Origin of the sequence: Salipaludibacillus sp. CUR1, from assembly GCF_021028955.1 — a bacterium.
Lineage (GTDB): Bacteria > Bacillota > Bacilli > Bacillales > Salisediminibacteriaceae > Salipaludibacillus.
In genome coordinates, this window is the sequence record NZ_JAIWPE010000096.1 from 161,618 (window position 1) to 186,711 (window position 25,094).

The 25,094-nt window shown below is 42.4% G+C and carries 26 protein-coding genes; all 26 read right to left on the reverse strand.

Annotated elements, in window-relative coordinates; translation table 11 throughout:
* Nucleotides 1-81: 81 nt before the first annotated feature.
* Nucleotides 82-1,782 carry a proline--tRNA ligase gene (locus tag K8O68_RS19485; RefSeq protein WP_230898431.1) on the reverse strand — a complete coding sequence of 567 codons (1,701 nt, stop codon included), beginning with the start codon at nucleotides 1,780-1,782 and terminating at the stop codon, nucleotides 82-84.
* Between the two features lie 57 nt (nucleotides 1,783-1,839).
* Entirely contained in the window at nucleotides 1,840-3,099 is a 1,260-nt protein-coding gene (rseP, locus tag K8O68_RS19490; RefSeq protein WP_230898432.1) for an RIP metalloprotease RseP, read from the reverse strand.
* Nucleotides 3,100-3,115: 16 nt separating this feature from the next.
* Nucleotides 3,116-4,264, reverse strand: a complete 1,149-nt coding sequence (locus tag K8O68_RS19495) for a 1-deoxy-D-xylulose-5-phosphate reductoisomerase (RefSeq protein ID WP_230898433.1) — start codon at nucleotides 4,262-4,264, stop codon at nucleotides 3,116-3,118.
* Between the two features lie 33 nt (nucleotides 4,265-4,297).
* Nucleotides 4,298-5,089 carry a phosphatidate cytidylyltransferase gene (locus tag K8O68_RS19500; RefSeq protein ID WP_230898434.1) on the reverse strand — a complete coding sequence of 264 codons (792 nt, stop codon included), beginning with the start codon at nucleotides 5,087-5,089 and terminating at the stop codon, nucleotides 4,298-4,300.
* Nucleotides 5,090-5,105: 16 nt separating this feature from the next.
* Nucleotides 5,106-5,876 carry an undecaprenyl pyrophosphate synthase gene (locus K8O68_RS19505; protein ID WP_230898435.1) on the reverse strand — a complete coding sequence of 257 codons (771 nt, stop codon included), beginning with the start codon at nucleotides 5,874-5,876 and terminating at the stop codon, nucleotides 5,106-5,108.
* Nucleotides 5,877-6,162: 286 nt separating this feature from the next.
* Nucleotides 6,163-6,720 (reverse strand): ribosome recycling factor, encoded by a 558-nt coding sequence (gene frr, locus K8O68_RS19510; protein ID WP_230898436.1) that lies wholly within the window; start codon nucleotides 6,718-6,720, stop codon nucleotides 6,163-6,165.
* On the reverse strand, nucleotides 6,720-7,445 hold the full coding sequence (gene pyrH, locus K8O68_RS19515) for a UMP kinase (RefSeq protein ID WP_093047565.1): 726 nt from the start codon (nucleotides 7,443-7,445) through the stop codon (nucleotides 6,720-6,722). Before pyrH ends, frr begins: the two co-directional genes overlap by 1 nt.
* Before the next feature lie 83 nt (nucleotides 7,446-7,528).
* Nucleotides 7,529-8,413 (reverse strand): translation elongation factor Ts, encoded by an 885-nt coding sequence (gene tsf, locus K8O68_RS19520; RefSeq protein ID WP_230898437.1) that lies wholly within the window; start codon nucleotides 8,411-8,413, stop codon nucleotides 7,529-7,531.
* Between the two features lie 105 nt (nucleotides 8,414-8,518).
* Nucleotides 8,519-9,217, reverse strand: a complete 699-nt coding sequence (gene rpsB, locus K8O68_RS19525; RefSeq protein ID WP_230898438.1) for a 30S ribosomal protein S2 — start codon at nucleotides 9,215-9,217, stop codon at nucleotides 8,519-8,521.
* Nucleotides 9,218-9,373: 156 nt separating this feature from the next.
* A complete protein-coding gene (locus tag K8O68_RS19530) occupies nucleotides 9,374-9,898 on the reverse strand; it encodes a DUF6115 domain-containing protein (RefSeq protein WP_230898439.1) in 525 nt (174 codons plus the stop codon).
* A 107-nt stretch (nucleotides 9,899-10,005) separates the two neighbouring features.
* Nucleotides 10,006-11,382: a flagellar assembly protein A gene (locus tag K8O68_RS19535; RefSeq protein WP_230898440.1), complete on the reverse strand. Its 1,377-nt coding sequence runs from the start codon at nucleotides 11,380-11,382 to the stop codon at nucleotides 10,006-10,008.
* A gap of 95 nt (nucleotides 11,383-11,477) precedes the next feature.
* Nucleotides 11,478-12,236, reverse strand: coding sequence for a FliA/WhiG family RNA polymerase sigma factor (locus K8O68_RS19540; RefSeq protein WP_230898441.1), 759 nt, complete (start codon nucleotides 12,234-12,236; stop codon nucleotides 11,478-11,480).
* A 50-nt stretch (nucleotides 12,237-12,286) separates the two neighbouring features.
* Entirely contained in the window at nucleotides 12,287-12,775 is a 489-nt protein-coding gene (locus K8O68_RS19545; protein ID WP_230898442.1) for a chemotaxis protein CheD, read from the reverse strand.
* Nucleotides 12,768-13,409, reverse strand: coding sequence for a chemotaxis protein CheC (locus K8O68_RS19550; RefSeq protein WP_230898443.1), 642 nt, complete (start codon nucleotides 13,407-13,409; stop codon nucleotides 12,768-12,770). The genes K8O68_RS19545 and K8O68_RS19550 overlap by 8 nt, the downstream gene beginning before the upstream one ends.
* Complete coding sequence (locus tag K8O68_RS19555; protein WP_230898444.1) at nucleotides 13,409-13,885, reverse strand: chemotaxis protein CheW; 477 nt, start codon at nucleotides 13,883-13,885, stop codon at nucleotides 13,409-13,411. Before K8O68_RS19555 ends, K8O68_RS19550 begins: the two co-directional genes overlap by 1 nt.
* A gap of 111 nt (nucleotides 13,886-13,996) precedes the next feature.
* Complete coding sequence (locus K8O68_RS19560) at nucleotides 13,997-16,024, reverse strand: chemotaxis protein CheA (RefSeq protein WP_230898445.1); 2,028 nt, start codon at nucleotides 16,022-16,024, stop codon at nucleotides 13,997-13,999.
* A 15-nt stretch (nucleotides 16,025-16,039) separates the two neighbouring features.
* Nucleotides 16,040-17,062 carry a protein-glutamate methylesterase/protein-glutamine glutaminase gene (locus K8O68_RS19565; RefSeq protein WP_230898757.1) on the reverse strand — a complete coding sequence of 341 codons (1,023 nt, stop codon included), beginning with the start codon at nucleotides 17,060-17,062 and terminating at the stop codon, nucleotides 16,040-16,042.
* Nucleotides 17,063-17,102: 40 nt separating this feature from the next.
* Nucleotides 17,103-17,990, reverse strand: coding sequence for a MinD/ParA family protein (locus K8O68_RS19570; protein WP_230898446.1), 888 nt, complete (start codon nucleotides 17,988-17,990; stop codon nucleotides 17,103-17,105).
* A 7-nt stretch (nucleotides 17,991-17,997) separates the two neighbouring features.
* Nucleotides 17,998-19,110 carry a flagellar biosynthesis GTPase FlhF gene (flhF, locus tag K8O68_RS19575; protein ID WP_230898447.1) on the reverse strand — a complete coding sequence of 371 codons (1,113 nt, stop codon included), beginning with the start codon at nucleotides 19,108-19,110 and terminating at the stop codon, nucleotides 17,998-18,000.
* Entirely contained in the window at nucleotides 19,107-21,152 is a 2,046-nt protein-coding gene (gene flhA, locus K8O68_RS19580; protein WP_230898448.1) for a flagellar biosynthesis protein FlhA, read from the reverse strand. The genes flhF and flhA overlap by 4 nt, the downstream gene beginning before the upstream one ends.
* Nucleotides 21,153-21,191: 39 nt before the next feature.
* On the reverse strand, nucleotides 21,192-22,271 hold the full coding sequence (gene flhB / locus K8O68_RS19585) for a flagellar biosynthesis protein FlhB (RefSeq protein ID WP_230898449.1): 1,080 nt from the start codon (nucleotides 22,269-22,271) through the stop codon (nucleotides 21,192-21,194).
* 3 nt (nucleotides 22,272-22,274) lie between these two features.
* Nucleotides 22,275-23,051, reverse strand: a complete 777-nt coding sequence (fliR, locus tag K8O68_RS19590) for a flagellar biosynthetic protein FliR (RefSeq protein WP_093047579.1) — start codon at nucleotides 23,049-23,051, stop codon at nucleotides 22,275-22,277.
* Between the two features lie 4 nt (nucleotides 23,052-23,055).
* Nucleotides 23,056-23,325 (reverse strand): flagellar biosynthesis protein FliQ, encoded by a 270-nt coding sequence (gene fliQ / locus K8O68_RS19595; protein ID WP_093047580.1) that lies wholly within the window; start codon nucleotides 23,323-23,325, stop codon nucleotides 23,056-23,058.
* 12 nt (nucleotides 23,326-23,337) lie between these two features.
* Nucleotides 23,338-24,006, reverse strand: coding sequence for a flagellar type III secretion system pore protein FliP (fliP, locus tag K8O68_RS19600; protein WP_370640559.1), 669 nt, complete (start codon nucleotides 24,004-24,006; stop codon nucleotides 23,338-23,340).
* 5 nt (nucleotides 24,007-24,011) lie between these two features.
* A complete protein-coding gene (locus K8O68_RS19605; protein ID WP_230898451.1) occupies nucleotides 24,012-24,686 on the reverse strand; it encodes a flagellar biosynthetic protein FliO in 675 nt (224 codons plus the stop codon).
* Between the two features lie 21 nt (nucleotides 24,687-24,707).
* On the reverse strand, nucleotides 24,708-25,070 hold the full coding sequence (locus tag K8O68_RS19610) for a response regulator (protein WP_230898452.1): 363 nt from the start codon (nucleotides 25,068-25,070) through the stop codon (nucleotides 24,708-24,710).
* Nucleotides 25,071-25,094: the final 24 nt, after the last annotated feature.

Genomic DNA, 25,094 nt, shown 5'->3' on the forward strand with positions numbered 1-25,094 from the left:
CTCCTAACGCAATCACGGAACTTAACAAACAGCAGAGGCTGCCTCTTCAGAAGAATGATTCTGAGCAGGCAACCTCTCTTATTAACCTAAATATTTCTCTATTGTTTCCATCAGCTCGTCTGTATGGACTTCCAATACGTCTCCTGTTTTTCTGATCTTCACTTCAACGATTCCCTCATCTGCCTTTTTCCCGACAGTGATCCGGAGAGGAAGGCCAAATAAATCAGCGTCTTTGAATTTGACACCCGGGCGCTCCGGCCTGTCATCATATAGAACCTCATATCGTTTACTTTGTATTTTTTCATAGAGTGAGTCTGCCAGCTCACGCTGAGCGTCCTGCTTAATATTAACTGGAACGAGGTGAACATGGAATGGAGCAACACTTAAAGGCCAAACAATCCCGTCCTCATCATGATGTTCCTCTATAATGGCAGCTACTGTTCTTGAAACTCCTATTCCGTAAGAGCCCATGACCATTGGTTTGGATTTTCCCTGATCATCCAGAAAAGCCGCTCCCAGCGCTTCACTGTATCTGGTCCCTAATTTAAATACATGGCCGACTTCGATGCCCTCTTTAAATTTAATTGTCCCTTTTCCATCCGGTGATGGGTCGCCTTCTTTAATATTCCTTAAATCTGTGTAAGCTTCTGCTTTAAAATCCCGGCCGGGGTTCACGTTTTTCAAATGCTTGTCCTTTTCGTTTGCTCCGCAGACTGCATTTACCATCGCCTCTACAGCTGTATCTGCAATAATTTTAACCTTTTTATCAGCATCAACAGGACCAAGATAGCCTGACTCTGCCTTTAACCATTGCTTCGTTTCTTCTTCAGTCGCAAGCTCTGCCTGAACCGCATCAAAGTAATGTTTAATTTTCACATCGTTCACTTCATGGTCCCCCCGCACTAACACAAGGACCGGCTCTTCATCAACTATAAACAGCATGGATTTAATACATCGGGTATGATCTGTACCCAGGTAGGCTGCCACGTCTTCAATCGTCTTCTGGCCTGGAGTTGAAACAGTTTCCATATCTGCAGGTGCTTCCTCCGGTTTTTCATACTGGACCTTTACAGGTGCTATTTCGATATTTGCTGCAAAATCAGATTCATCCGAGTAAGCGATCGTATCTTCTCCAATATTGGAAAGCACCATAAACTCATGAGTGTCTTTCCCGCCCATCGCGCCGGAGTCAGCTACAACTGCCCTGAAATTTAAGTCGCAGCGGGAGAACACTTTCGTGTAAGCATCGTACATTTTTTGATAACTTTCGTCCAGTCCCTCAAAATCTGTATCAAAAGAATAAGCGTCTTTCATCAGGAATTCTCTGCCTCTGAGCACTCCAAAACGCGGTCTGCGTTCATCCCGGAATTTGGTCTGTATCTGGTAAAGCGTCATTGGCAGTTTTTTATATGATCTGATGTCATCCCGCACAATCGAGGTAATCACTTCTTCGTGTGTAGGACCGAGCGCAAACTCACGTTCATGTCGGTCTTTCAGTCTCATCAGTTCAGGTCCGTAAGCCTCCCACCGGCCGGACTCCTGCCATAATTCAGCAGGCTGGATTGATGGCATGAACATTTCCTGTGCGCCGGCAGCGTTCATTTCTTCCCGAATGAGAGATTCGACTTTTTGCAGCACTTTAAAACCGAGTGGCAAAAAAGAGTAAACTCCCGATGTGCTCTGCCGGATTAACCCTGCTCTAAGCATTAATTGATGACTTTTAACTTCTGCGTCACTTGGAATATCCCGTAATGTTGGTGCTAAATACGTACTTTGTCTCAATGTAAAGCCACCTCAACCTTCAGTAAAATAAAGTGATAACTAACTGTTTTCAACAGTCTACATAAAGAATTTATTTATATCGTTCCACGTTACAACAAGCATCAGAAGCATAAGCAAGGCAAATCCGACAAAATGGACTAACCCTTCTTTTTGCGGGTCAATCGGTTTCCCTCTTACAGCTTCCAAACCAATAAAGATTAACCGTCCTCCATCAAGTGCAGGCAACGGAAGCAGATTGATGATCCCAAGATTAACACTTAGAATGGCAGCCCACTGGAATAAAACAAGAATTCCCATTGCCGCAACTTCTCCTGTGTAATTATAAATCCCTACCGGACCAGCTAAATGATCCAGGCTGAATTGGCCGGTAATAAGCATTCCAAGCGCCTCGAAAATCAGCACTGTATATTCGTAAGTTTGAGTAAACCCGAATAGAATGGCTCCGCCGAAGTTTCTTTCCATTGGCGCAGTAACGCCTATCACTCCCAGTTCTTCCTCTTCAGGGCCTTCTCTTTCCTGGGTAGTCATACTCACATCAAACAGTTCACCTTCACGCTCCACTTCAAATTGAAGGGTTTCATTCGGGTTTGCCTGTATAATAGACGTCATCTCTTCCCACGTATCAACAAACTGGCCGTCAATCGAAACAATTCTGTCCCCGCTTTCAAGGCCAGCTTCGATAGCTGCACCATCATCAGTCACATCGCCAACTACCGGTTCATCAACCGGCATTCCGGCAATCATCGCATAGGCCATCAGCACAACAACGGCTAAAACAAAATTCATTAATGGGCCGGCAAAAATAGCTGCTGCTCTTTGCCCTACAGTTTTAGAGCCAAACTGTCTATCGTAAGGAGCAATCTGAGTTGCCTGCTCATCGTACACATATTCTCCTTTTTCATCTATGTGATAAGTTGTTAAACCTTCATTATCATCCACATAGCCCTGCACGATAAGATCGTGCTCTAAATCGATTTTTTCAACCTGAATAATTTTACAATCAGGATGTTTCGATTTGTTATTTATAATCAGCCGGTTTACTTTTCCTGAACCATTGAATAACAACCCGATTTCATAACCCGGTTTAATGTGAACCATTTCCGGGTCTTCTCCCGCCATCCTTACAAATCCGCCAAGCGGCAGAAGACGGATCGTATATACGGTTTCATTCTTTTTAAATGAGAATATCTTAGGGCCAAAACCAATAGCAAACTCCCGGCAGAGAATCCCTGCCCGTTTCGCAAAAATTAAATGGCCCCATTCGTGAATAAATACTAGTAAACCAAAAATAACAATGACTGCTATTAAGGTATTCATCCTTCTAACACACCCTTTAATTTAAATAGGTTAGTACACTGGACCGGGCAGCTTTATCAGCCGAAAGAACTTCTTCCAGAGACGGATTGCTTATTGGGGTGTGGCTGTCCAATGCCTTTTCCACGAAAGTTTCAATATCAAGAAATGAAATTTTCCCTTCAAGAAAAAGTGAGACAGCTACCTCGTTTGCAGCATTCAATACTGCAGGCGCAGTACCTCCGGCTCTGCCTGCTTCGAATGCCATCTTCAGACATCTGAAACGGTCGTAGTCCATTTTTTCAAAATGGAGTGCTCCAACTTCCCATAATTTTAACCTGTCTCCACCCTTCAAATCAAGCCTGTCAGGTTCTGACAGTGCATACTGAATAGGAACCCTCATATCTGGCGTTCCGAGGTGGGCTAGTATACTACCGTCAATATATTCAACCATCGAATGAATAATACTTTCTTTATGAAGCAAAACGTCAATTTTTTCATAAGGCATGTTAAACAGCCATTTTGCTTCAATGACTTCGAGGCCTTTATTCATCATTGTTGCCGAATCAATGGTAATTTTAGCCCCCATATTCCAGTTTGGGTGCTTAAGGGCGTCTTTGACGGTCACATTTTCTAAATCTTTTCTGGAAAGGTCGCGGAAACTTCCGCCAGAAGCAGTCAATATTAATTTTGAGACTTCTTTTTCAGAATCACCGTGGAGGCACTGGTCAATTGCCGAATGCTCACTGTCGACCGGGATAAGTTTCACACCGTGTTTTCTGCTCATTTCTGTTACAATGTGTCCTGCTGTAACTAATGTTTCTTTGTTAGCGATAGCAATGTTCTTGCCTGCTTCTATCGCTTTTAAGGTCGGCTCAAGGCCGATCCTGCCCATAACTGCGTTTACCAGCATATCAGCATCTCCATAAACAGCTGCTTCAACCAGTCCTTCCTGTCCGGAGAGGACTGGGGCAGTATAAGTCATTTCCTTTTTGACTTTCTCAGCAATATCATCGGAAGACACACTTATTAAAGCAGGTTTAAATTCTTCAATCTGCTGGATCCCTTCCTCGAAGTTTCTGCCAAAACTGAGAGTTTCCAATTTAAACTTTTCAGGATGTGAACGAATCACATCAAGCGTTTGAATGCCTATTGATCCTGTCGATCCAATAAGGTTAATTTTCTTCATGTCAATCTCCTTACAATAACTTTAAAGTCTTATTTATAAAAATCCTAATAAGTAGATAACAGGCATGACAAAAATCAGACTGTCAAACCTGTCGAGAATACCGCCGTGCCCTGGCAATACCTGTCCTGAATCTTTGACCGCATAATGGCGTTTAAACGCTGATTCCACTAGATCCCCCAGCTGCCCTGTCAGAGAGACTACGAGCATAAACAGAAGGGTAATGCTCCATGAGGCAAATACCGGGATAAACAGTGTGTACACTCCTCCTATTATCAGGGCTAACAACGTCCCGCCGAGAGAACCTTCGATTGTTTTTTTAGGGCTGATTTCCGGCCAGAGTTTATGTTTCCCGAAACTGCGGCCTGCGAAATACGCACCTGAGTCCGTGGCCCATACTAATATCAGAATAAAGAAAATCATCGCAAGGCCGTTTTCTAAAAAGCGGGCATACATAAAATAATGGAACCCTAATCCCACATAGGCCGACGCAAGAATAACAAAGCCCGCTTCGTCAAAGGTGAATTTATTTTTAGTAATGACAGTTAAAGCCAGTAAAACGATAATCAAAAGTAAAAACAGTTCCAGTCTCTCCAAGTGAATCCAGTGGAAAGAAACCATATTTTCAGGCAGGAGCAAAAGCCACATAAACACCATTCCTGAGAGTCCTTTTACAGATAAAGGGGTAATTCTTTTCATCTTTAACAATTCATGCATTGCGATCGTCGCCAGGGCAATCATAAGGAGGGCAAATGGAAGACTTCCAATAACAATTAATGTAATAAATGCTGCTCCTGCTATGACTCCTGTTATAATCCGCTGTTTCAAACTTGCCTCATCCTCTCTATACGCCGCCATACCTTCTTTGTCGTTTTTGATAAACCCGGATGGCTTCCTCGAAATGCTCCTCTTTAAAGTCCGGCCACAAAACTTCTGTAAACCAGAATTCAGAGTAGGCAAGCTGCCAGAGCATAAAATTACTCAGCCTGAGTTCCCCGCTAGTTCTAATAAGCAGATCGGGATCATCTAAATCAGCTGTCATTAAGTATCTTGAAAAAGTTGAGTCGTTTAAGTCTTCTATAGCCATCTTGCCACCCTCTACATCTTTGATGACAGACTTTATTCCATCTATAATCTCAGAACGGCTCCCATAATTTAAAGCAAAATTTAAAACGAGCCCGTCGTTATGTTTTGTTTCTTCAATCGCCTTCTCCACTGCCCGTTTTGTATATTGAGGAAGATTTTCTTTCTCACCGGTTACCCTGACTACCACATTTTCTTCTATAAGGGTCGGCAGTTCGACATTTAAAAAACGTTCGGGTAAACGCATCAGAAAATCTACTTCTGTTTTAGGCCTTTTCCAGTTTTCAGTGGAAAAAGCATATAACGTTAATATATTTACCCCTAACCGATTAGAATACTTCACGATTTTACGGATTACATTCATGCCCTCCCGGTGTCCTGCCACCCTGGGCAATCCCCTTTTTTTAGCCCACCGGCCATTTCCATCCATAATAATAGCTATGTGCTTCGGGATATTCTCTGCAGAAAGCTCCTGGTAAGAGTGTGTGTCACTCTGTATGCTTTTTTTCTGCTTTTTCAACTTATTTAGCATTATTCTTCCCCCAGCATTGACCTTCTCCCGGACGCTAAAGCCCGAGTCTATGTAGATCATCTTTTAATTCTCTTATCCTTTTTATTCTATCACGAACAGTGTCTATGTATAAGAGATATTATAAATTGCTTTCTCTCTAACGTTTAAGCTCTTTTAAAGGCGAGTGTTGAATTCTAACCAAATACAGCATTTGCATTCCAGCAGGCCAGTGACCAGCGGTGTTTTCTCAAAGTATAAAAGACCCCCTGTATAAAAGAGGGTCTTTTATATAATACAATTTTTAAGCTTATACTTCCCTGATGTCTGCCTCTTTGTTTTTCGCGATTTCATCAATGGATTTAATAGTGGAATCTGTCAGTTTCTGAACATTATCCTGGGAGCGCCGAAGCTCGTCTTCAGTCATATCTCCGTCTTTCTGCATTTTCTTTAATTCATCATTGGCATCCCGGCGAACATTCCTTACCGCCACTTTTGCATCTTCTGAGTAACGGCCAACAAGCTTAACCAGCTCGTTTCTCCGCTCTTCAGTTAATGCAGGTATAGTTATGCGGATAATATTTCCGTCATTGGAAGGTGTCAATCCAAGGTCTGCTTTTTGAATGGCTTTTTCAATGTCTGAAATGGATGACTTGTCAAAAGGCTGAACAAGCAGCATTCTTCCTTCAGGCACTGTGACTGACGCTAATTGGTTTAACGGAGTCATCATACCGTAGTATTCCACCTGGACCTTATCCAGAAGAGAAGGGTTTGCCCGTCCGGCTCTTAATGTTGATAGTTCTCTCGTAAATGATTCCACTGACTTGTTCATTTTAAGTTCAGCATTTTTAAGTACTTCTTGAGACATTATTCTTTCCCCCTTATTATTGTTCCAATGTCGTCGCCCGTTACTGCTCTTTTAATGTTGCCATTTTCAGAGATGGAGAATACGATGAGCGGAATATTATTATCCATACAGAGTGATGAAGCTGTTGAATCCATTACGGCCAGTCCATCTTTCAGTAAATCCAAATACGTTAGCTGCTGGTATTTTTGTGCATTTACATCAACAGATGGGTCAGCGCTGTAAACGCCGTCCACTTTATTTTTAGCCATTAGAATGACGTCCGCTTCAATTTCAGCAGCTCTGAGGGCAGCTGTAGTATCTGTAGAAAAATAAGGATTTCCTGTACCCGCAGCAAAAATAACTACTCTCTTTTTTTCCAAATGGCGGATGGCTCGTCGTCGTATGTATGGCTCTGCCACTTGTCTCATTTCAATGGAGGTTTGTACTCGCGTCTGTACACCGATATTTTCCAAACTATCCTGAAGTGCCAGGGAGTTCATTACTGTAGCAAGCATGCCCATATAATCAGCTGTTGCTCTGTCCATCCCTTTAGCGCTGCCTGCCATACCACGCCAGATATTCCCGCCGCCGACAATAATAGCCACTTCCACATCAAGGGCAATAATTTCTTTAATCTGCTCGGCGTATGATTGAATCATCGTCGGATCAATTCCGTAACCCTGCTCTCCGGCCAGAGCTTCTCCACTTAATTTTAACACAATGCGATTGTATTTTGGCTCCTCCATAGTACCCTCCATATCTATAAATTAATGCCTCTTTTCCCCTGATTTCCGGAAAAAGGGAGACAGAATGTCCCCCTCCGGAAATATTACTTTTTAACTTGAGACATTACTTCTTCAGCAAAGTTATCTTCGCGCTTCTCAATACCTTCTCCTACCTCAAAACGGTAGAAAGTTTTTACTTTTCCGCCTTTAGAAGCAACGTACTTGCCTACTTTCTGATCTCCGTCTTTAACGAAAGCCTGCTCATTTAAGCATACCTCTTCAAAGAACTTTCCAAGACGGCCTTCAACCATTTTTTCAACAATATTCTCAGGCTTTCCTTCACTCATAGCCTGCTGTTTAAGTACTTCACGCTCACGGTTTACTTCTTCTTCAGCCACTTCATCACGGCTTACATATTTAGGGTTAAGAGCTGCAGCGTGCATAGCTACATCTTTAGCTGCCTGCTCGTCTGTTGTTCCTTCAAGAACTGAAAGAACACCAATACGTCCTCCCATATGGATGTATGAGCCAAAGACTTCGTTCTCCCCGCCTTCAACAACAGCAAAACGGCGAAGGGAAAGTTTTTCACCAATTTTAGCAATCTGATTAGTAATGAAGTCCTGAAGTGTCTCACCTTCACCTTCAAAAGACTGCTCAAGTGCTTCTTCTACTGTAGAAGGATTATTGTTCAGGATGTGGCGCGCTACGTCATCAACCATTTTAATAAAGTTTTCGTTTTTAGAAACGAAGTCAGTTTCTGAGTTAATTTCTACTAATACCGCACGGTTTCCTTCTGTTACAATATGGGCAAGACCTTCAGCTGCGACACGGTCAGCTTTTTTAGCTGCTTTAGCAATGCCTTTTTCACGAAGGAAATCAATTGCTTTTTCCATATCACCGTCTGTTTCTGACAGTGCTTTTTTACAATCCATCATACCCGCACCAGTTTTTTCACGTAATTCTTTTACCTGTTTAGCTGAAATAGCCATGGGAATTCCTCCTTGAGTTAAGTCAGATTAAATTTTACAAGCGTTCTTTTCTAAAAAAAAGAGTGATAAAGGGTCCAGCCCTCTATCACCCTTTGGACAAACAATTTAAGCAGTTGTCTCTTCACCCTGGTTGGCTTCGATAATAGCATCTGCCATTTTTGCTGTTAATAAACGTACTGCACGGATTGCATCATCGTTACCCGGAATGACATAGTCAATCTCATCAGGATCACAGTTTGTGTCTACAATACCGACAATAGGGATGTTTAATTTATGTGCTTCCGCAACAGCGATGCGCTCTTTGCGAGGATCGATGATAAATAAAGCATCCGGAAGACGGTCCATCTCTTTAATTCCACCTAGGAACTTTTCAAGACGGTCCATTTCTTTTTTAAGAAGTACAACTTCTTTTTTAGGAAGAACATCGAATGTTCCGTCCTCTTGCATAGTTTCCAGCTGGACAAGACGGGCAATACGCTTACGAATAGTATCAAAGTTCGTAAGAGTTCCACCTAACCAACGCTGGTTGATAAAGTACATGCCGCAACGCTCAGCTTCCTCTTTAACAGAGTCCTGCGCCTGCTTTTTTGTACCAACGAAAAGCATTGTACCGCCTTGCGCCGCTAAGTCACGGACAAAGTTAAATGCTTCTTCTACTTTCTTGACCGTTTTTTGCAGGTCAATAATGTAAATACCGTTTCTTTCTGTGAAGATGTAGCGATCCATCTTAGGGTTCCAACGACGAGTCTGGTGTCCGAAATGAACCCCTGCTTCTAATAACTGTTTCATGGAAATCACTGCCACTTCACTCACCTCCTCTGGTTTTTTATCCTCCGCTTACATCATTTTTTAACAAGACTCCTGCTGGAGCACCTTTGCTAAAATCCATAAGCGTGTGTGTTTTAACACCGAAAGATAATATATCACATCCAGGCTTTAATGACAAGCGATGCAGGGAAATTATTTGTAAAATTTGAGAAGAAGCTCCACTTCTCCCGCTCCCATCTCGAGCTGTTTTGCTATCTCATCTTTAGAATATCCTTGTTTACTTAATGAAAGAACTTTGGAAGTACTGGATGGCTTTAAGGACTCTTCCTCTTTTTCCATGCCAGGAACAGGCGGGGTGTACCTGCTGTATTTTTCAGGCATTTCACTGCCGGTTTCCCGTACACTATCCGGAGTCCTCTTTCCCTCCGCCTCTTTATTTATTTGAGCCGGACTGGGCCCCTCCGGCCGGGCATCCTCCGCAGCCTCATTCTTAAACACCTGGTTCCTTTCAGCAACAGGCAATTCAGATATCCTCTTTGCAAGTTTCTCATTATTTTCCTTCATTTCAGCAGTATATGAAAGAAGTAAATCCTCTATTTCTTTCACTGTCTTCTCCTTATCTAACGGTTTCTGGTTTTCAATCCGCTGATAAAGGATCACAATGACAAAAAAACTGACCAAATGTAACAAAAGACTTATAAACACTAAATATATCATATGTAACTCCCTTTACCTCAAGGCATTAATTTAACCGGCCGAAGGTATGACACCCATCCTGAATTAAGGCTAACAGCTGGAGACAAATAGTTGATCTTTGTACAGAGTTAAAGAGCCTCAAATTTTATTTCACTGCGTTCTTTTCTGAATTGCACATGCTGGTGGGCAGTTGTAATTTTCTTCACGTACTTTCCAAAGTGCAAGTCAGTGTTCGGGTAAACAGACTGGTATATACGTACTTTTGTATCTGTCTCGCCATCAAAGATTTCCTGAAAGTCGAGCAGCTGGTCTTTCGCTTCATTTAATTTCTCGTTCGCCTGAATAAGGGAATTTCTGACTCGCAGCAGCATCACTTTTTCTTTAGGTGAAAGCGTAGAGCCTTTCCCTTTTTCCTTCAGTCTTTTAAGCAGCTTAGCAAGCTTTTGACATTCCTCTTGAGAATCATTTAATTGTTTTTTATACTTTTTCTCAGCAGCTGTCATCTTCGCACTTGTGCCGAGGTACAACGCAGTAGGCGTACTCATATGGTTGCCTACTTCATTTACTTCAATGCCTTTACCTGAGGAAACAGACCCGCCTACAATATTTCCCCGGCCTTCTTTACAGAAAACGAATCCCCTGGCATCAACCCGGCTGTGGAGAATAGAAGTGGTTATATGGACGTCACCACCCGCTTCGATCGTTGCCTGGTTTAAAAAGGAGGTTCTCACATCTCCTTTGACTTTAATAAGCCCGGCATTTTGTGCCACTACTCCCTGGTGAATGAATACAGAACCTTCAGACTGGATATCGGCCGCTTCGACCGACCCGTAAATACGGATATCCCCTATGGCCTTAATGGAAAATCCTGAGGGCACATTCCCTCTGACCACCACGTTTCCGACAAAATCGATATTTCCGGTTTTCATATTAAGGTCTCCGTTTACTTCATAAACGGGATAGACATGAATCACTTTCGGGGCCACAGATAGTTGGCCATTAATAGAAGAAATAATTTCCGATCCTTCAATCCGGGTGTTTTTCCCTGGACGCAGTTTTATGTCGCGGGGCTTTTTAGCTTTTATCGTTTTCCCATAGACTGTGAGGCCATTTGTTCCCGGCTCAGCTTCTATTTTTCGGCCTATCACCGCCCCTGCCTTAACTTGAGGAATATCTATAACTTTTTTCAGATTCACTTCTCCATCGCTTTTTTCATTCAGCTGAGCCGCCCTGTCAGCAGTCTCATCCAAAAGAGACCATATATAAGCATCCCTGCCATGAACCGGCTCTTTTCCTCTTGCTGCTACAACCGGCAGACTGATTTTCCCGGCTGCAAACTTATGTAACTCATCATCTAATATCCCGTAAGTTATTCCATGCTCTGATATAAAATCACTTAATGAATCAGCCTTTATCTCTTCCATCAGCGGCTGACGCTCTTTAAGCACAGCGAGGAGGTGATCCTCACTAACCTCCACTTCCAGTAAATCATGCAAATCCCCCATCTTGACCCCTCCTGATTGCTTAAACTTTTTACGGTAATAAGTACGGAGAATTGGTGAACACAGCTCTCAGCCAGCCAGGAACACTTACCCTCTCTCTATTTTAATTTTTGCTGCAGCTTGAATATTGTTTTAGAATGGATTTGTGAAATTCTTGAGGTGGATAAACCAAGAACTTCTCCAATCTCTGTTAATGTAAATTCTTCAAAATAAAATAATGTGATAACTAATTGCTCATTACGGGTTAATGTTTTTAATACTTCAGCCAGCTCCTCAATATCTGCTTTTTTACCAAGCCTCTCATCAGGAGTGAGTGTGCGGTGATCCACTATGGTTGAAGAGTACGTATCCTTATTTTCAGTATCCTGTGCTGGCTCATCTATAGACAGTACATTTGAAAAGAAAGTCTCGTTCATCGTGTGGATGATTTCCTCTTCCTTTAACCCTGTTTCATCCGCAACTTCCTTCGGCGAAACGAATCTGCCATACTTTTGCTCCAGAGATTCTGCTGCTTGTTCAATTTTTTTTGATTTATCACGAAGGGACCGGGGAAGCCAGTCTTCCTGTCTCAATCCGTCAATTATAGCTCCCCTGATACGGAAGGAAGCATATGTATCGAATTTAAGTTCCCGGGCAGGGTCAAATTTCTCCAATGCATCATATAGCCCTAACAAGCCGTGGCTTCTCAGGTCATCCGCCTGAACACTACGCGGTAAATTCGCACTGATTCTCTGAACATGGTAATCTACCAGATATAAATAAGCTTCAACGAGATAGTCTCCTGCAGAAGGGGCCCTTTCAGTTACCCACCGTTCCCACTCTGTTTGGAGATATTTTTTTTCTTTGACTCGGGGCATAGGGATCCTCCTCCTGAACATTCACTTTGTTAACGCTGTGCATTTTTTGCCTATACTTGAACAAGACCTTTACTGACAGTACGTATTTCAAGTATGGATGTCGCCGGGTTAAATTCTATTGTCCGTCCCATGTTTCCGCCTACATCCTCAAATAGTACCGGGATATTCAACCTGCAAAGTATTTCCTTTACCGCTTCCACGTTTCTTGGCCCAATTCGCATGGATTCATTTTTAGACGAGAATTTGAACATTTGTGCCCCGCCTGCAATTTTAGCTTTCAATAAGCAGCTGGAAACGCCCTCTTTACCTAAAAGCTGTATAAGATCATTAATTGCGGTATCTGCATATTTTGCCCTGTTTAAAACGCCTGCCCTTGCGCAGGAAGAATCAGGAAGCATAATATGAGCCAAACCGGAGACCTTGGCTTTTTCGTTATAAAGGATAATTCCAACACAGGAGCCGAGACCTGAAGTCCGTATAATCTGAGGTGACTTAGCAACTTTCAGCTCAGCCATCCCGACTTTGATTAAATTATTCATTTTGATGGACTCCAAAAGCATTTAAAATTTTATCTAACGATGGAGGGTCCGGCAAAAGAAAGAAATGACCTTTAAAAGAAACAGCAGGACCAGTACCCTTCTCGTTAATTTCGGTATTAATAACAATCGCATGGTCGCCTGCCTCGGACATTTCAATCAGGCCAAAGGATAAAATGGCCGTAATCATATCTACCGCAATTGCTGGAGGTGTCGGCTGCATATTCAGGTGGGTGAAATCAGCTAATGCAGACAGGTAAGAACCGGCCAGAATGTTTCCGGCTTCGTTAAGAGCGGATATTCCCATCTCGTTTAATGAATCTCCCATAAAATCGATTGAAAGGTCCCCTGTCAGCCGTTGAGCCAGTCTGTTCGCTTCCTTGACAGGAAGTATAAAAAACATATTGCCGGGCGCTTCGCCTTCAATACGAAGGAAAACAGCTGCGACAATGGTTTCATCGCCGCCTGTATATTCCCCTATTTCATTGAAAGGAATTACTTTGACACCCGGCACTTTCATCTCAATTGTCTTATTCAGCATCTGGGATAACGCGGCTGCTGCATGTCCCGCTCCTATATTGCCTGCCTCTTTTAGAATATCTAAATGCTGGGATCGGACCTTGCTTAAATCTCTCATTATACCTGTCCTTCAATCTCTTTCATTTCATCCATTTCTTCAGAATTGAGCACTTTGTCCAGATTTAATAAAATTAGAAGCCTTTTTTCCAGTTTTGCAACTCCCCGTATATACTCTGCTTCAAGTCCGCCTACCACTTGAGGCGGCGGTTCAACGGCGCTTCTTGGAATATCTATGACATCGTTTGCTGCATCAACTACCAGTCCTACATCCATCTTTTCAACTGTAACAATAATGACACGGGTAGTGTCAGAATGATCAAGGCCTTCTATATTAAAACGTTTTCTTAAATCTATAATGGGAGTTACCACACCTCTAAGATTAATGACACCTTCTACAAAATCAGGCGTGCTTGGCACTCGCGTAATATGCTGCACTCTTTCTATAGACTTTACCTGTTCTACTTCTACTCCATATTCCTCATCTTTCAGCTGGAATACTATTACTTTTATATCGTCCAAACTGCTTTCACTCATACAATTACCTCCCTGTTCCAGTCAATTTTTGGTTTAATAATGCGTTCAATGCGCAGAACGAGTGTGAGAACTAAATTCCGCTGAGAAGCAGATTATTTAAAATAAATTGGATTACTTAATTAACGCATTGCAATCTATAATTAATGCAACTTGCCCATTTCCCAGAATGGTCGCACCTGAGATAGCAAACGTGCCAGATAAATACTCTCCAAGAGACTTAAGAACAATTTCCTGCTGGCCTATAAAAGAATTAACTACCAAGGCAGCCATCTTTTCGCCTTTACGGACAATAATGACAGAACAATGGTCATCTTCTTCTATGGATGCTGGAACATCGAAAAAGTCAGTTAAGTTGATAAGCGGGACCACGCTTCCCCGAAAGTCAATGACTTTCTGATTATGAGCTGACATAATCTCTTCTTTTTTTATAATCGCTGTCTCAATAATTGAAGATAAAGGTACGGCATAAACTTCTTTCTGTACTTCCACAAGCATCACCGAAATAATTGATAAAGTCAGAGGAAGCTGAATTGAAAAAACGGTTCCTTCATTAAGCCTGGAGTTTACACTGACATTCCCGCCCAAAGATTCAATTTTACTTTTTACTACATCAAGGCCCACTCCGCGCCCCGAAATGTCGGAGATCTTATCTGCTGTACTCAGTCCGCTGGAAAAAAGGAGCTCGTACACTTGGCGGTCAGTTAATCCGGCCCCACTTTCTTCTGAGATGACTTCACGGGAAATCGCTTTTTCTAATACTTTGTCCCGGTCGATCCCCGCACCGTTATCTGCCACTTCAATGAAAACATGATTACCGCTGTGGTAAGCCTTTAAAGTAATCTGGCCTGTATCAGTTTTTCCTGACTTTCTTCGCTGTTCAGGCTCCTCGATACCGTGATCGAGGGAATTCCTGAGTAAATGAACAAGCGGGTCACCTATCTCATCTATAACCGTTCTGTCCAGTTCAGTTTCTGCACCGATAATCTCCAAATTGACTTTTTTATTTAACTCTTTCGCCAAGGTGCGGACCATTCTGGGAAACCGGTTAAATACCTGCTCAACCGGAACCATTCTCATGTTCAGAATAATCGTTTGCAGGTCACCCGAAATCCGGGTCATATGTTCAACTGTTTCAGTTAATTCGCTGCTTTTTAAATCCCGCGAAATCTGTTCAAGCCTGCCTCTGTCAATAACCAATTCTTCAAAAAGATTCATCAAGCTGTCGAGCCGGTCAATATTCACTCTGATTGTTTTATTTGCCGCAGGCGCTGCCTTGTCTTCTTTACTAACAGGCTTATTCAGATCCTCTGGATCGTGTCCTTGATCACTTAGTATGTCTGTTTGTTCCCGGCTTTCCGGGATCCCGCTTTCATCCTGGGACGGATGTTCTTTTTCCTCCACAGGTGAGAGGAGGACTTTATCAATCTCTGATACTTTCATTATTCTTGCTTCTACTTCTTCTTCCGATTCTTTAGTCACAAGTGTTACAGTAAAACTGAGATCAAAGTTTTCTGCCTCCAGCTGGTCGACTGGCGGGAGGCATTTAATAACTTCTCCAATTTGCTCTAATACTTCGAAAACCATAAAAACACGGGCTGCTTTCAAAATAACATCTTCTCTTAATACCACTTCCAGCTGAAACGCATTGAACCCCTGCTCTTTCGATTGAGCAAGCACAGTAAGCTCAAAATCATCAAAAGCATACATCTCTTTACTTGCTTCGACGTTTTCCACTGTCACTGCTGCTTCTTCGAATAACTCGCCTTTTTCAATTTGCGCAAGCTTATCCTGTACCCTGGTGACGTCCCTTTTTCCTTCTCCCCCACCTGAAATGTCAGAGACCATGGCTTCAAGGTCATCGATCGCTTCAAAAATGACATCTATTAAACGGGTATCAGCTTCAAACTTCCTGTTCCTTATCCCATCGAGGACATTTTCCATATGATGGGTAAGGTTAGCCAGATCTTCATAACCCATTGTGGCTGCCATACCTTTAAGTGTATGAGCAGACCGGAAAATTTCATTAACAAGTGATAACTCCTCCGGGGTGTTTTCCAATTTTAAAATGTTGTCGTTTAGAGCTTGCAAATGTTCTGTGCTTTCATCAATAAACATGTCTAAATACTGGTTTCTTTCCAAATAAAATCCCTCCTGTCAGCTGTGTTTTATTAGTGAAGCGGCAATGGCATCTATGTCTTTCACTTCATCAACCAGGTTCGTTTCTATGGCTGCTTTAGGCATTCCAAATACCACTGCTGTAGACTCTGATTCAGCTATGGCTGCTGTTTTGACTGACTTTTTCAAATGAAGTAAACCGTTTTTGCCGTCTTGCCCCATCCCTGTCATGAGGACAGCAATTACTTTGTCTAACTTTACGGCAGATAGGGAAGTGAACATCACATCAACAGAAGGCCGGTGGCCATTCACCGATGGAGACTGATCTAAATGTATTGCGACTGAAGTCCCTACTCTTCTTACTTTTAAATGGTATCCTCCTGGAGCAATATAGGCAACACCTTTTTTTATAATTTCTCCGTTTTCCGCCTCTTTCACCTTTATATGAGATAGTGCATCAAGTCTTTCGCTCAATGATTTAGTAAACCCCTCAGGCATGTGCTGAACGACTAAAACAGGGTGGGGAAATGTTGCGGGCAGCAGCGGGAGAACTTTTTGGAGGGCTTTAGGCCCGCCTGTTGAAGTACCTATGACCACCATACCGGATACACAAGACTTTAGATCTATTTTTGGTGTTTTAACAGAAGGAACCAAATGATCAGAGGCAATTTTTCCTGCCGGACTCTGTGTTAATTTAGTCACCTTTACTGAAGAGGCAAGGCGGATTTTATCTATTAATTCCTTTTCGACTTTATGTATATCCAGCGAAATGGAGCCTGACGGTTTAGAAATAAAATCAAAAGCCCCGTATTCCATAGCTTTTATAGTTGTATCTGCACCTTCTTTAGTAACACTTGAAATCATAATTACCGGTTTTGGATGCTCAGCCATTATTTCTTTTAATGCTTCAATCCCTGACATCACCGGCATCTCTACATCCATTGTGATGACATCCGGGTTCAGCTGTTTAACTTTTTCGACAGCATCTTTTCCATTACGTGCTTTATCAAGGACGTAAATATCAGGCTGGTTATTCAGCATCTCTGAAATCATTTTTCTCATAAAGGCTGAATCGTCGACTACGAGAACGCTGGTCACCCCCTCACCCCCTCTGTTTTTTTATAAATGTTTTTAATTTTGCCAGAAAGGAGCGGACTGATGTGCCATCATCTTCTCTGCTGAAAGTGCCTTGAGCTAAGTAAGTCCGGGCTGACTGATTTACAGAATAAGACGTCCGTGAGGAGGGAGCAGACAAAACAAAAGGAAGCTGTTCTCTTACTGCTTTCCAGACAATTTTATCCTCTGGCACATAAGCTAACATTTTAATTTCCTTTCCCAGAAACCGCTTAGTAACTTCTCCCAGATTCCTTGATGTCTTCTCTCCGTCTTCTCTAGACTGAACTCTGTTAACAACCATATAAACTGGAAGAGCGGGAGCGTTTAAATGGACAAATTTAATCATTCCGTAGGCATCTGTTACAGAAGTAGGTTCAGGGGTGGTTATAAGAAACAATTCATGGGCAGACAGTAAAAAATGACGGCTGTTGCTGTTTAAACCAGCTCCCATATCAAAGAAAATATAATCAAATTCCGATTCCAGAGACTCTATTTGCCTGCAGAAGAACTCTGTTTTATCAAAATCCATTTCAAATAATTCTTCAAGGCCGCTGCCGCCTGAAATATAAGAAAGGCCCTCTGGTCCTTTTTCAATAACTGACCAGATGGATAATTCATGATTAACCATATCCGCAATGGAATAGCAGGACGTGCGGCCTAGCAGGATATCTATATTGCCCATTCCCACATCCAGATCAATTATTAGTGATTTTTTACCTGCTTTTTGAAGACTTAAGGAAAAGTTAAGCGTAAACGTAGACTTGCCTACTCCGCCTTTTCCGCTGGCCACGGCAATTATTTTTGAAGGCAGTTTTTGGCTTTCGTACAAGGACCGGCTCATTTTAGTTCGTAAAACGTCTGCTTGATCGCTCACCAGCCACTCATCTCCTTAACAGCCTTTCAATCACCCTTTCAGGAACCGCTTCTTCTATATCATCTGGAACATTTTGCCCCGTAGTCAGATAACTTGCCCCTGTCTGGCAATCAGCCATAATATTAATCAGCGCCCCCAGCGTGTCTGTTTCGTCCAGTTTGGAAAAAATCAGTTTATCCACCGCGATCAGCTGGAATTGTTCGAGAATCTTTTTCATATCTCTGTATTTTGATGTCATGGCGAGAACTAAATGTGTTTCCATGTCCTTATTAAAGTCTATAATCTTATTTAATTGGTCCACGTATAACGGATTTCGGAAATTCCTTCCTGCTGAATCGACTAAAATAAGGTCGTAATCGTTAAAGTGCTCAAGCGCCTTATTAAAATCACTGGCCGAATAAGCTACCTCTAAAGGCACATCAAGTATTTTGGCATACGTTTTCAACTGTTCGATCGCTGCAATCCTAAACGTATCCGTCGTAATAAAAGCCACCTTTTTATTGTCTTTGAGCACCGCTTTAGCAGCCATTTTAGCGAGTGTTGTCGTTTTGCCTACCCCAGTAGGCCCCACTACATTTAAATATTTTTTTTCGTATTTAAAACTCCCAAATCCTTCCTCAGGGAGTAAAGATAATAGTTCCTCACTGACCCACTTGTCGAGCTGTTCCCTGGTTTTGTTATCCCCTTCATGCCTGTACCATTTTTCTAACAGCTTTTTCATTATTTTCAACCTGTAAAAGTCCTCGACTTCCTGGTCAATAAACAGTTGGTTGTATTCTTCAAGCTGCGGAGGATAATCTTCTGCTGGTGGTTTTATTTTACCTACCATTGATTTAAGCTCTTCAATTTCCCTTGAAATACTGAGCGTTTGAGCGTCATTATCGCTTTTTTCACCGGGCACCGTTGCTGGTTTAGCAGCTGGTCTTTTGAACGGCCGGGAGGTGTTTATTTCCGGATCAATAGCAGCTGTCACTTCCATGTTCTTTTTAGTGAAAAAACCGAGAAAACCTCCCGCCTCCACCTGCTTAGAATTTAATATGACAGCGTTCTGGCCTAGTTCAGCACGTATTTTTTCCATTACCTCTGCCATGTCTTTTCCTGTGAATTTTTTTACTTTCATCTGCCATTCACCACCCCTACGCTTTGAACTTCTATATGAGGCTCAAGTTCGTTATAAGACAAAACAGGCACCTGTGGCATATACCTTTCAATTAAATGGCGGATATACATACGGACAGCCGGCGAACACAGCAGAACGGGCATATGCCCGGATTCCTGCATCCTTTCAACCTCAGTCATCATTGACTCTATGATCGTCTGGGTGTGATCAGGGTCTAAATTCAGAAAGGCTCCATGTTCTGTCTGTTGTACGGCATCTGCCACCATTTTTTCAACAGCGCCGCTGACAGTCACCACAAATAACGGCTCTCCGTCTTCGGCATACTGCCTGGAAAGCTGTCTCGCCAGCGCCTGCCGCACATACTCTGTCATTAAATCTGTATCTTTTGTCATCTGGCCGTAGTCAGCAAGGGTCTCAAAAATAACAGGAAGATTTTTAATAGAAACCTTTTCTTTTAATAAGTTGTTTAAAACTTTCTGAATGTCCCCGATAGATAATGGACTCGGAGTCACCTCTTCAACGAGAGTCGGGTACGTTTCATTTAAGTGATCGATCAGCTGTTTAGTCTCCTGGCGGCCGAGCAGTTCATGTGCATGACGTTTTATCACTTCTGTTAAATGAGTAGAGACTACGGAAGGAGGATCAACCACAGTATAGCCTGATAATTCAGCCTGTTCTTTCAATTCTTCTGAAATCCAGAGAGCAGGCAGCCCGAAAGCAGGCTCAACTGTTTCAATTCCTGTTATATTTTCATCATCCACTCCAGGACTCATGGCCATAAAGTGGTCAAGCAGAAGCTCCCCTTTTGCCACTTCATTACCTTTAATTTTAATCGAATATTCATTAGGCTGAAGCTGGATGTTATCCCTTATACGTATCACAGGAACAATCATCCCCATTTCAATTGCAAGCTGCCGGCGAATCATAACCACCCGGTCCAGCAGGTCGCCGCCCTGGTTAGCATCAGCGAGAGGAATAAGGCCGTATCCAAACTCGAACTCTATAGGATCAATCTGCAGAAGGTTAACGACGCTTTCCGGTGATTTAATATCCTCTTCTTCTCCTGTACTTTCCTCGGCCTCCGGCTCATTCAATTCCATCATATTATTATCGTTTCTTCCCAGGAGAAATCCGCCAACTCCAAGCGCCGCGGCTACGGTAGACGTCACCATAGGTTCAATCGGGGTAAAAAAACCGAGAGCGGCGATAGTTCCGCCTGCTACATAGAGCATTTTAGGATAAGCCAGCAATTGCTTTGTGATGTCATGCCCCAAGTTACCTTCAGAGGCTGCCCGCGTGACGACAATCCCGGTTGCTGTGGAAATGAGCAGCGCCGGTATCTGGCTTACCAGCCCGTCACCTACCGTTAATAATGTATATTTATTAGCCGCTTCACCTAACGGAAGGCCTTCCTGTACCATACCGATGACGAGTCCAAAAATAATATTAATGATTACGATAACAATACCGGCAATGGCATCTCCTTTAACAAATTTGCTTGCCCCGTCCATGGAACCGTAAAAATCAGCTTCCTGTTCAATTTTTTTCCGTCGTTCTTTTGCTTCTGTATCTGAAATCATCCCAGCATTTAAATCAGCATCAATACTCATCTGTTTCCCCGGCATAGCATCCAGTGTAAAGCGCGCGCCTACCTCTGATACTCGTTCGGCACCTTTAGTAATAACTACAAATTGAATGACAACTAAAATAATAAACACTACAAACCCGACGAGTGCATTACCCCCCACAACAAACTGTCCAAACGTTTCTATAACGTTCCCTGCATCGCCCTGGTTTCCAAGAATGGCCCTTGTCGTAGAAACGTTTAAACCTAAACGGAATAAAGTAACCAGCAAGAGGAGAGTAGGAAAAATAGAAAACTGCAACGGTTCTTTTGTATTCATTGAAACTAAGATAATAATAAGCGCAAATGATATATTAATAATAATCAGAAAATCAATCATCCCTGTTGGCAGCGGAATAATTAACATAATGACTATTAAAATAACTGATAATAAAATGCTGAAATCTTTTAGTGGCATTTGCGCTTCTCTCCTTTTATATAACCGTGCAGCACTTTCTTAAATTTTCTGCTGGATACGGTAAACGTAAGCCAATACTTCGGCTACCGCTTTAAACATCTCTTCAGGGACCTGGTCTCCTATGTCTGCCTGTGAATACAACGCCCTGGCCAGAGGGCGGTTTTCCACAGTCATAACGTCATTATTTTTTGCAACATTAATGACTTTTAAAGCAATATAGTCCACCCCTTTTGCGATAACTACAGGAGCGTCCATACTTGTCTCATCGTATTTGAGGGCGACAGCATAATGAGTAGGGTTTGTTATGACCACATCTGCCTGTGGAACTTCCTGCATCATCCGGCTCATTGCCATCTGCCGTTGCTTTTCTTTTATTTTTGATTTAATCAGCGGGTCTCCTTCTGTCTTTTTGTGCTCATCTTTCACATCCTGTTTTGACATTTTAATATTTTTTTCGTGATCATACTTCTGGTACATATAATCCAATATAGCGAGAAAGATCAGAAGCAAGGCTACTCCCAGCCCCATTATGACTATTAAATTGCCAATCAGGCTCATCCCGTCTTCAACCGGAAACAACCCAAGCTTTAAAAGGTCCTCCAAAAAGAACCAGAGCACTCCTCCGGTCACCATACCGACAAGTGAGATTTTCAACATTGACTTCAGAAATTCGACCAGCGCCCTGATTGAAAAAATACGTTTAAATCCTTTAATCGGATCAATTTTGCTCAGCTTCATTTTCACAGCTTCAGGAGCAAACAGAAAGCCGACTTGCAGGTAGTTGCTGAAAATACCTGCCAATGCGGTTACGAGCATCACCGGCGCTACAGCTACAGCAGCCTGGTAAGAAAACTCCACCAGCATTGACCGAACATTTTCTTCAGAAAGTTCCATTAATAAATAATCGCTAAAAGTATACTGGAGTATTTCCAGCATCTGTCCAACAACAAAAGAACCGATAAACCAGAAAAACAGAAAAACAAATAATAGTATAAATGCGGTATTCACGTCTGTGCTTTTAGCAACCTGACCTTTATTTCTTGATTCTTTTCTTTTTTTAGGAGTGGCTTTCTCCGTTTTTTCCTGTGCAAAGTATTGAAGATCAAGGGTAAGATACATCCCTTACACCCCTCCGTAAAGCTCCATTAATGTTCTCATTGCTAACGTCAGTGTTTCCACCAGGTTTTGGACGAGAATAAAAAACGGGGCCATAGTAAGAACCATAACAATTAGGCCAAGAAAGATTTTTAACGGCAGGCCGACTACAAATACGTTTACCTGCGGAACTGTTCTTGCGATCATTCCAAGTGCAACATCTACAAGAAAAATGGACCCGACAATCGGCATAGACATTTGAAAAGCGATGATGAACATCGTATTAAAACTCACGATGATATGTTCGATTACAGCGTACTCTCCAAAAGGGAGAAACAATTGGTCGAGCGGAACAAACTGATAGCTGTAATAGACCCCATCCAAAAGCAGATGATGAGCATTCGACGCCAGAATAAATAATAGTGAAAAAGTATACAGGTAACTTCCGATTAAAGGTGACTGTGCACCCGTCTGGGGGTCAATGACATTGGCAATCATAAATCCGAGTTTTAAATCTATTAATCCCCCGGCAACCTGAATAGCGTAGAGAAGAATAGTCGCAATCAGGCCTACTGTCAGGCCAACTAAAGCTTCTTTTATTATTAAAAGAAAAAATTCATAATTCACTTCAAAAACAGGCCAGTCTCCAGTAAAAAAGATAATCCAGGACATAAAAACCGCCATTCCGATTTTTAATTGTCCCGGGATATTCTGGTAGGAAAAGAAAGGAAGCGTCATAAAAAAAGCTGACAAACGTACAAGGATCAGCATGTAAGCCGGAAACCATTCAAAAATTTCTGCCATAACCTTACCCTACAAACTGGTGCAAATTGCTGAATATCTCTTCAGCCAAGGCAATGGCCTGAGTCAGCATCCAAGGCCCGAAGACGATCAGTGCAATGAGTACCCCTGCAATTTTCGGTATAAAAGCGAGTGTCTGTTCCTGAATCTGTGTGGTAGCCTGAAAAATACTGACGGCCAGGCCAATAGCCAAAGCTGTTATTAATAATGGCCCTGCGATTAGTAATACTGTGAAAACTCCTTGTTCTGCCCATGAGATGACCATTTCCGGACTCATAATGCTCCTCCTTTAAAAACTGAATAATAATGAACGGACTACGAGATGCCAGCCGTCAACCATAACAAATAACAACACTTTAAACGGCAGTGCAATCATAACCGGCGGGAGCATCATCATTCCCATAGACATAAGCACACTGGCTACAACCATATCAATTACTAAAAAGGGCACAAATATCATAAAACCTATTTGGAATGCCGTTTTTAATTCACTAATAGCAAAAGCAGGTACAAGAGAGGTTAAGGGAATGTCATCCAGTGACTCAGGCCTCTCCTGTCCGGCATATCCCATAAACAGCGCTAAGTCTTTTTCTCTTGTATGCTCGGCCATAAAAGCTTTCATAGGTGCTGCCGCTTCCTCAAAAGCCTCTTCCTGCGTGAGTTCCCCGTCAAACAGAGGCTGCAGGGCATTATCATTTACATCGGAAAAAACCGGCGCCATGATGAAGAATGTTAAAAAAAGAGCCAGCCCAATCAATACCTGGTTTGGCGGCATTTGCTGCGTCGCTAAACCTGACCTTACAAAAGACAGAACAATGACAATGCGTGTAAAACTGGTCATTAAAATTAAAATAGCGGGAGCCAAAGATAAAACGGTCAATAAAATCAATAATTGAATAGTTGCTGTAAGATTTGCGGGATCCTCGCTGAAAATGTCTAATGCCGGTATTTCAATCATTGCGATCATCGTTCTTTCTCCTCTAATACAGAATGAACCTTAGTTTGAGTTTTTTTCACTTCAGTCATCTCCCTGTCAAGGAGACTGTGAAATGGGGAGCTGTCGTTTATCCGGCTGTCTTTCTTCTGTTTAAGCCACCCGGTTAATTTTGAAGCAGACTGGTCGAATAAATCCTGCGGCGACTCGTTTTTTTCCATAAGAGCCTTTATTTCAGCAGGGTCGTCAATCTCTTTAAGTAAATTAACAGAGTCTCCTACACCCACTACTAAAAGACGGTCTCCTACTTTGACGAGCTGCACAGACCTGTTTGTGCCCACTCCGATCCCTCCCACAGACTGGACCGTTGAATGGCTGCTGAAATTGCGCGCTCTTTTATTAATAAATTTAAGTAAAGCGTAAATTCCAAATAGCACGGCGCCAAGAGCCAAAAGAAGCTGCAGCATTATAAAGAACAAATTAGGTGAGTGAGCTCCGGCTCCTGCCTCATTTTCATTATTTTCTTCCTCTGAAAAGGTGCCGGCCGGCTCAGTATCATCTGTGCTGTTTTGGTTCTCATTCTCATAAAGGTCTAAAAATTCGCTCACATTCCGGTCTTCTTCTCCGAAATCGCCTGTTTCTTCAGCTGCTGTTCCTGCTGGTATAAGAAGAAATAGAATGATAGCCCATACAATCTTTTTCAATCCAGTCACTCCCCGAAAACTCTACCCCAATGTTTTATTAATTGCTTCTAACACACGTTCAGCCTGAAAAGGCTTGACTATAAAATCTTTAGCACCTGCCTGTATAGCATCAATAACCATCGCCTGCTGGCCCATGGCTGAGCACATAATTACTTTGGCATCAGCATCCATATTTCTAATTTCTTTCAAAGAGGTTATACCATCCATTTCCGGCATCGTAATGTCCATCGTCACTAAATCGGGGGAATGTTCCTTATACAGCTCTATCGCCTGCTGGCCGTCTGCTGCTTCAGCCACTACTTCAAAATCATTCTTTGTCAATATATCTTTAATCATCATGCGCATAAATGCTGCATCGTCCACTATCAGTACTTTTGTTGCCATTCTGTAATTTCCTCCTTCGTTTCA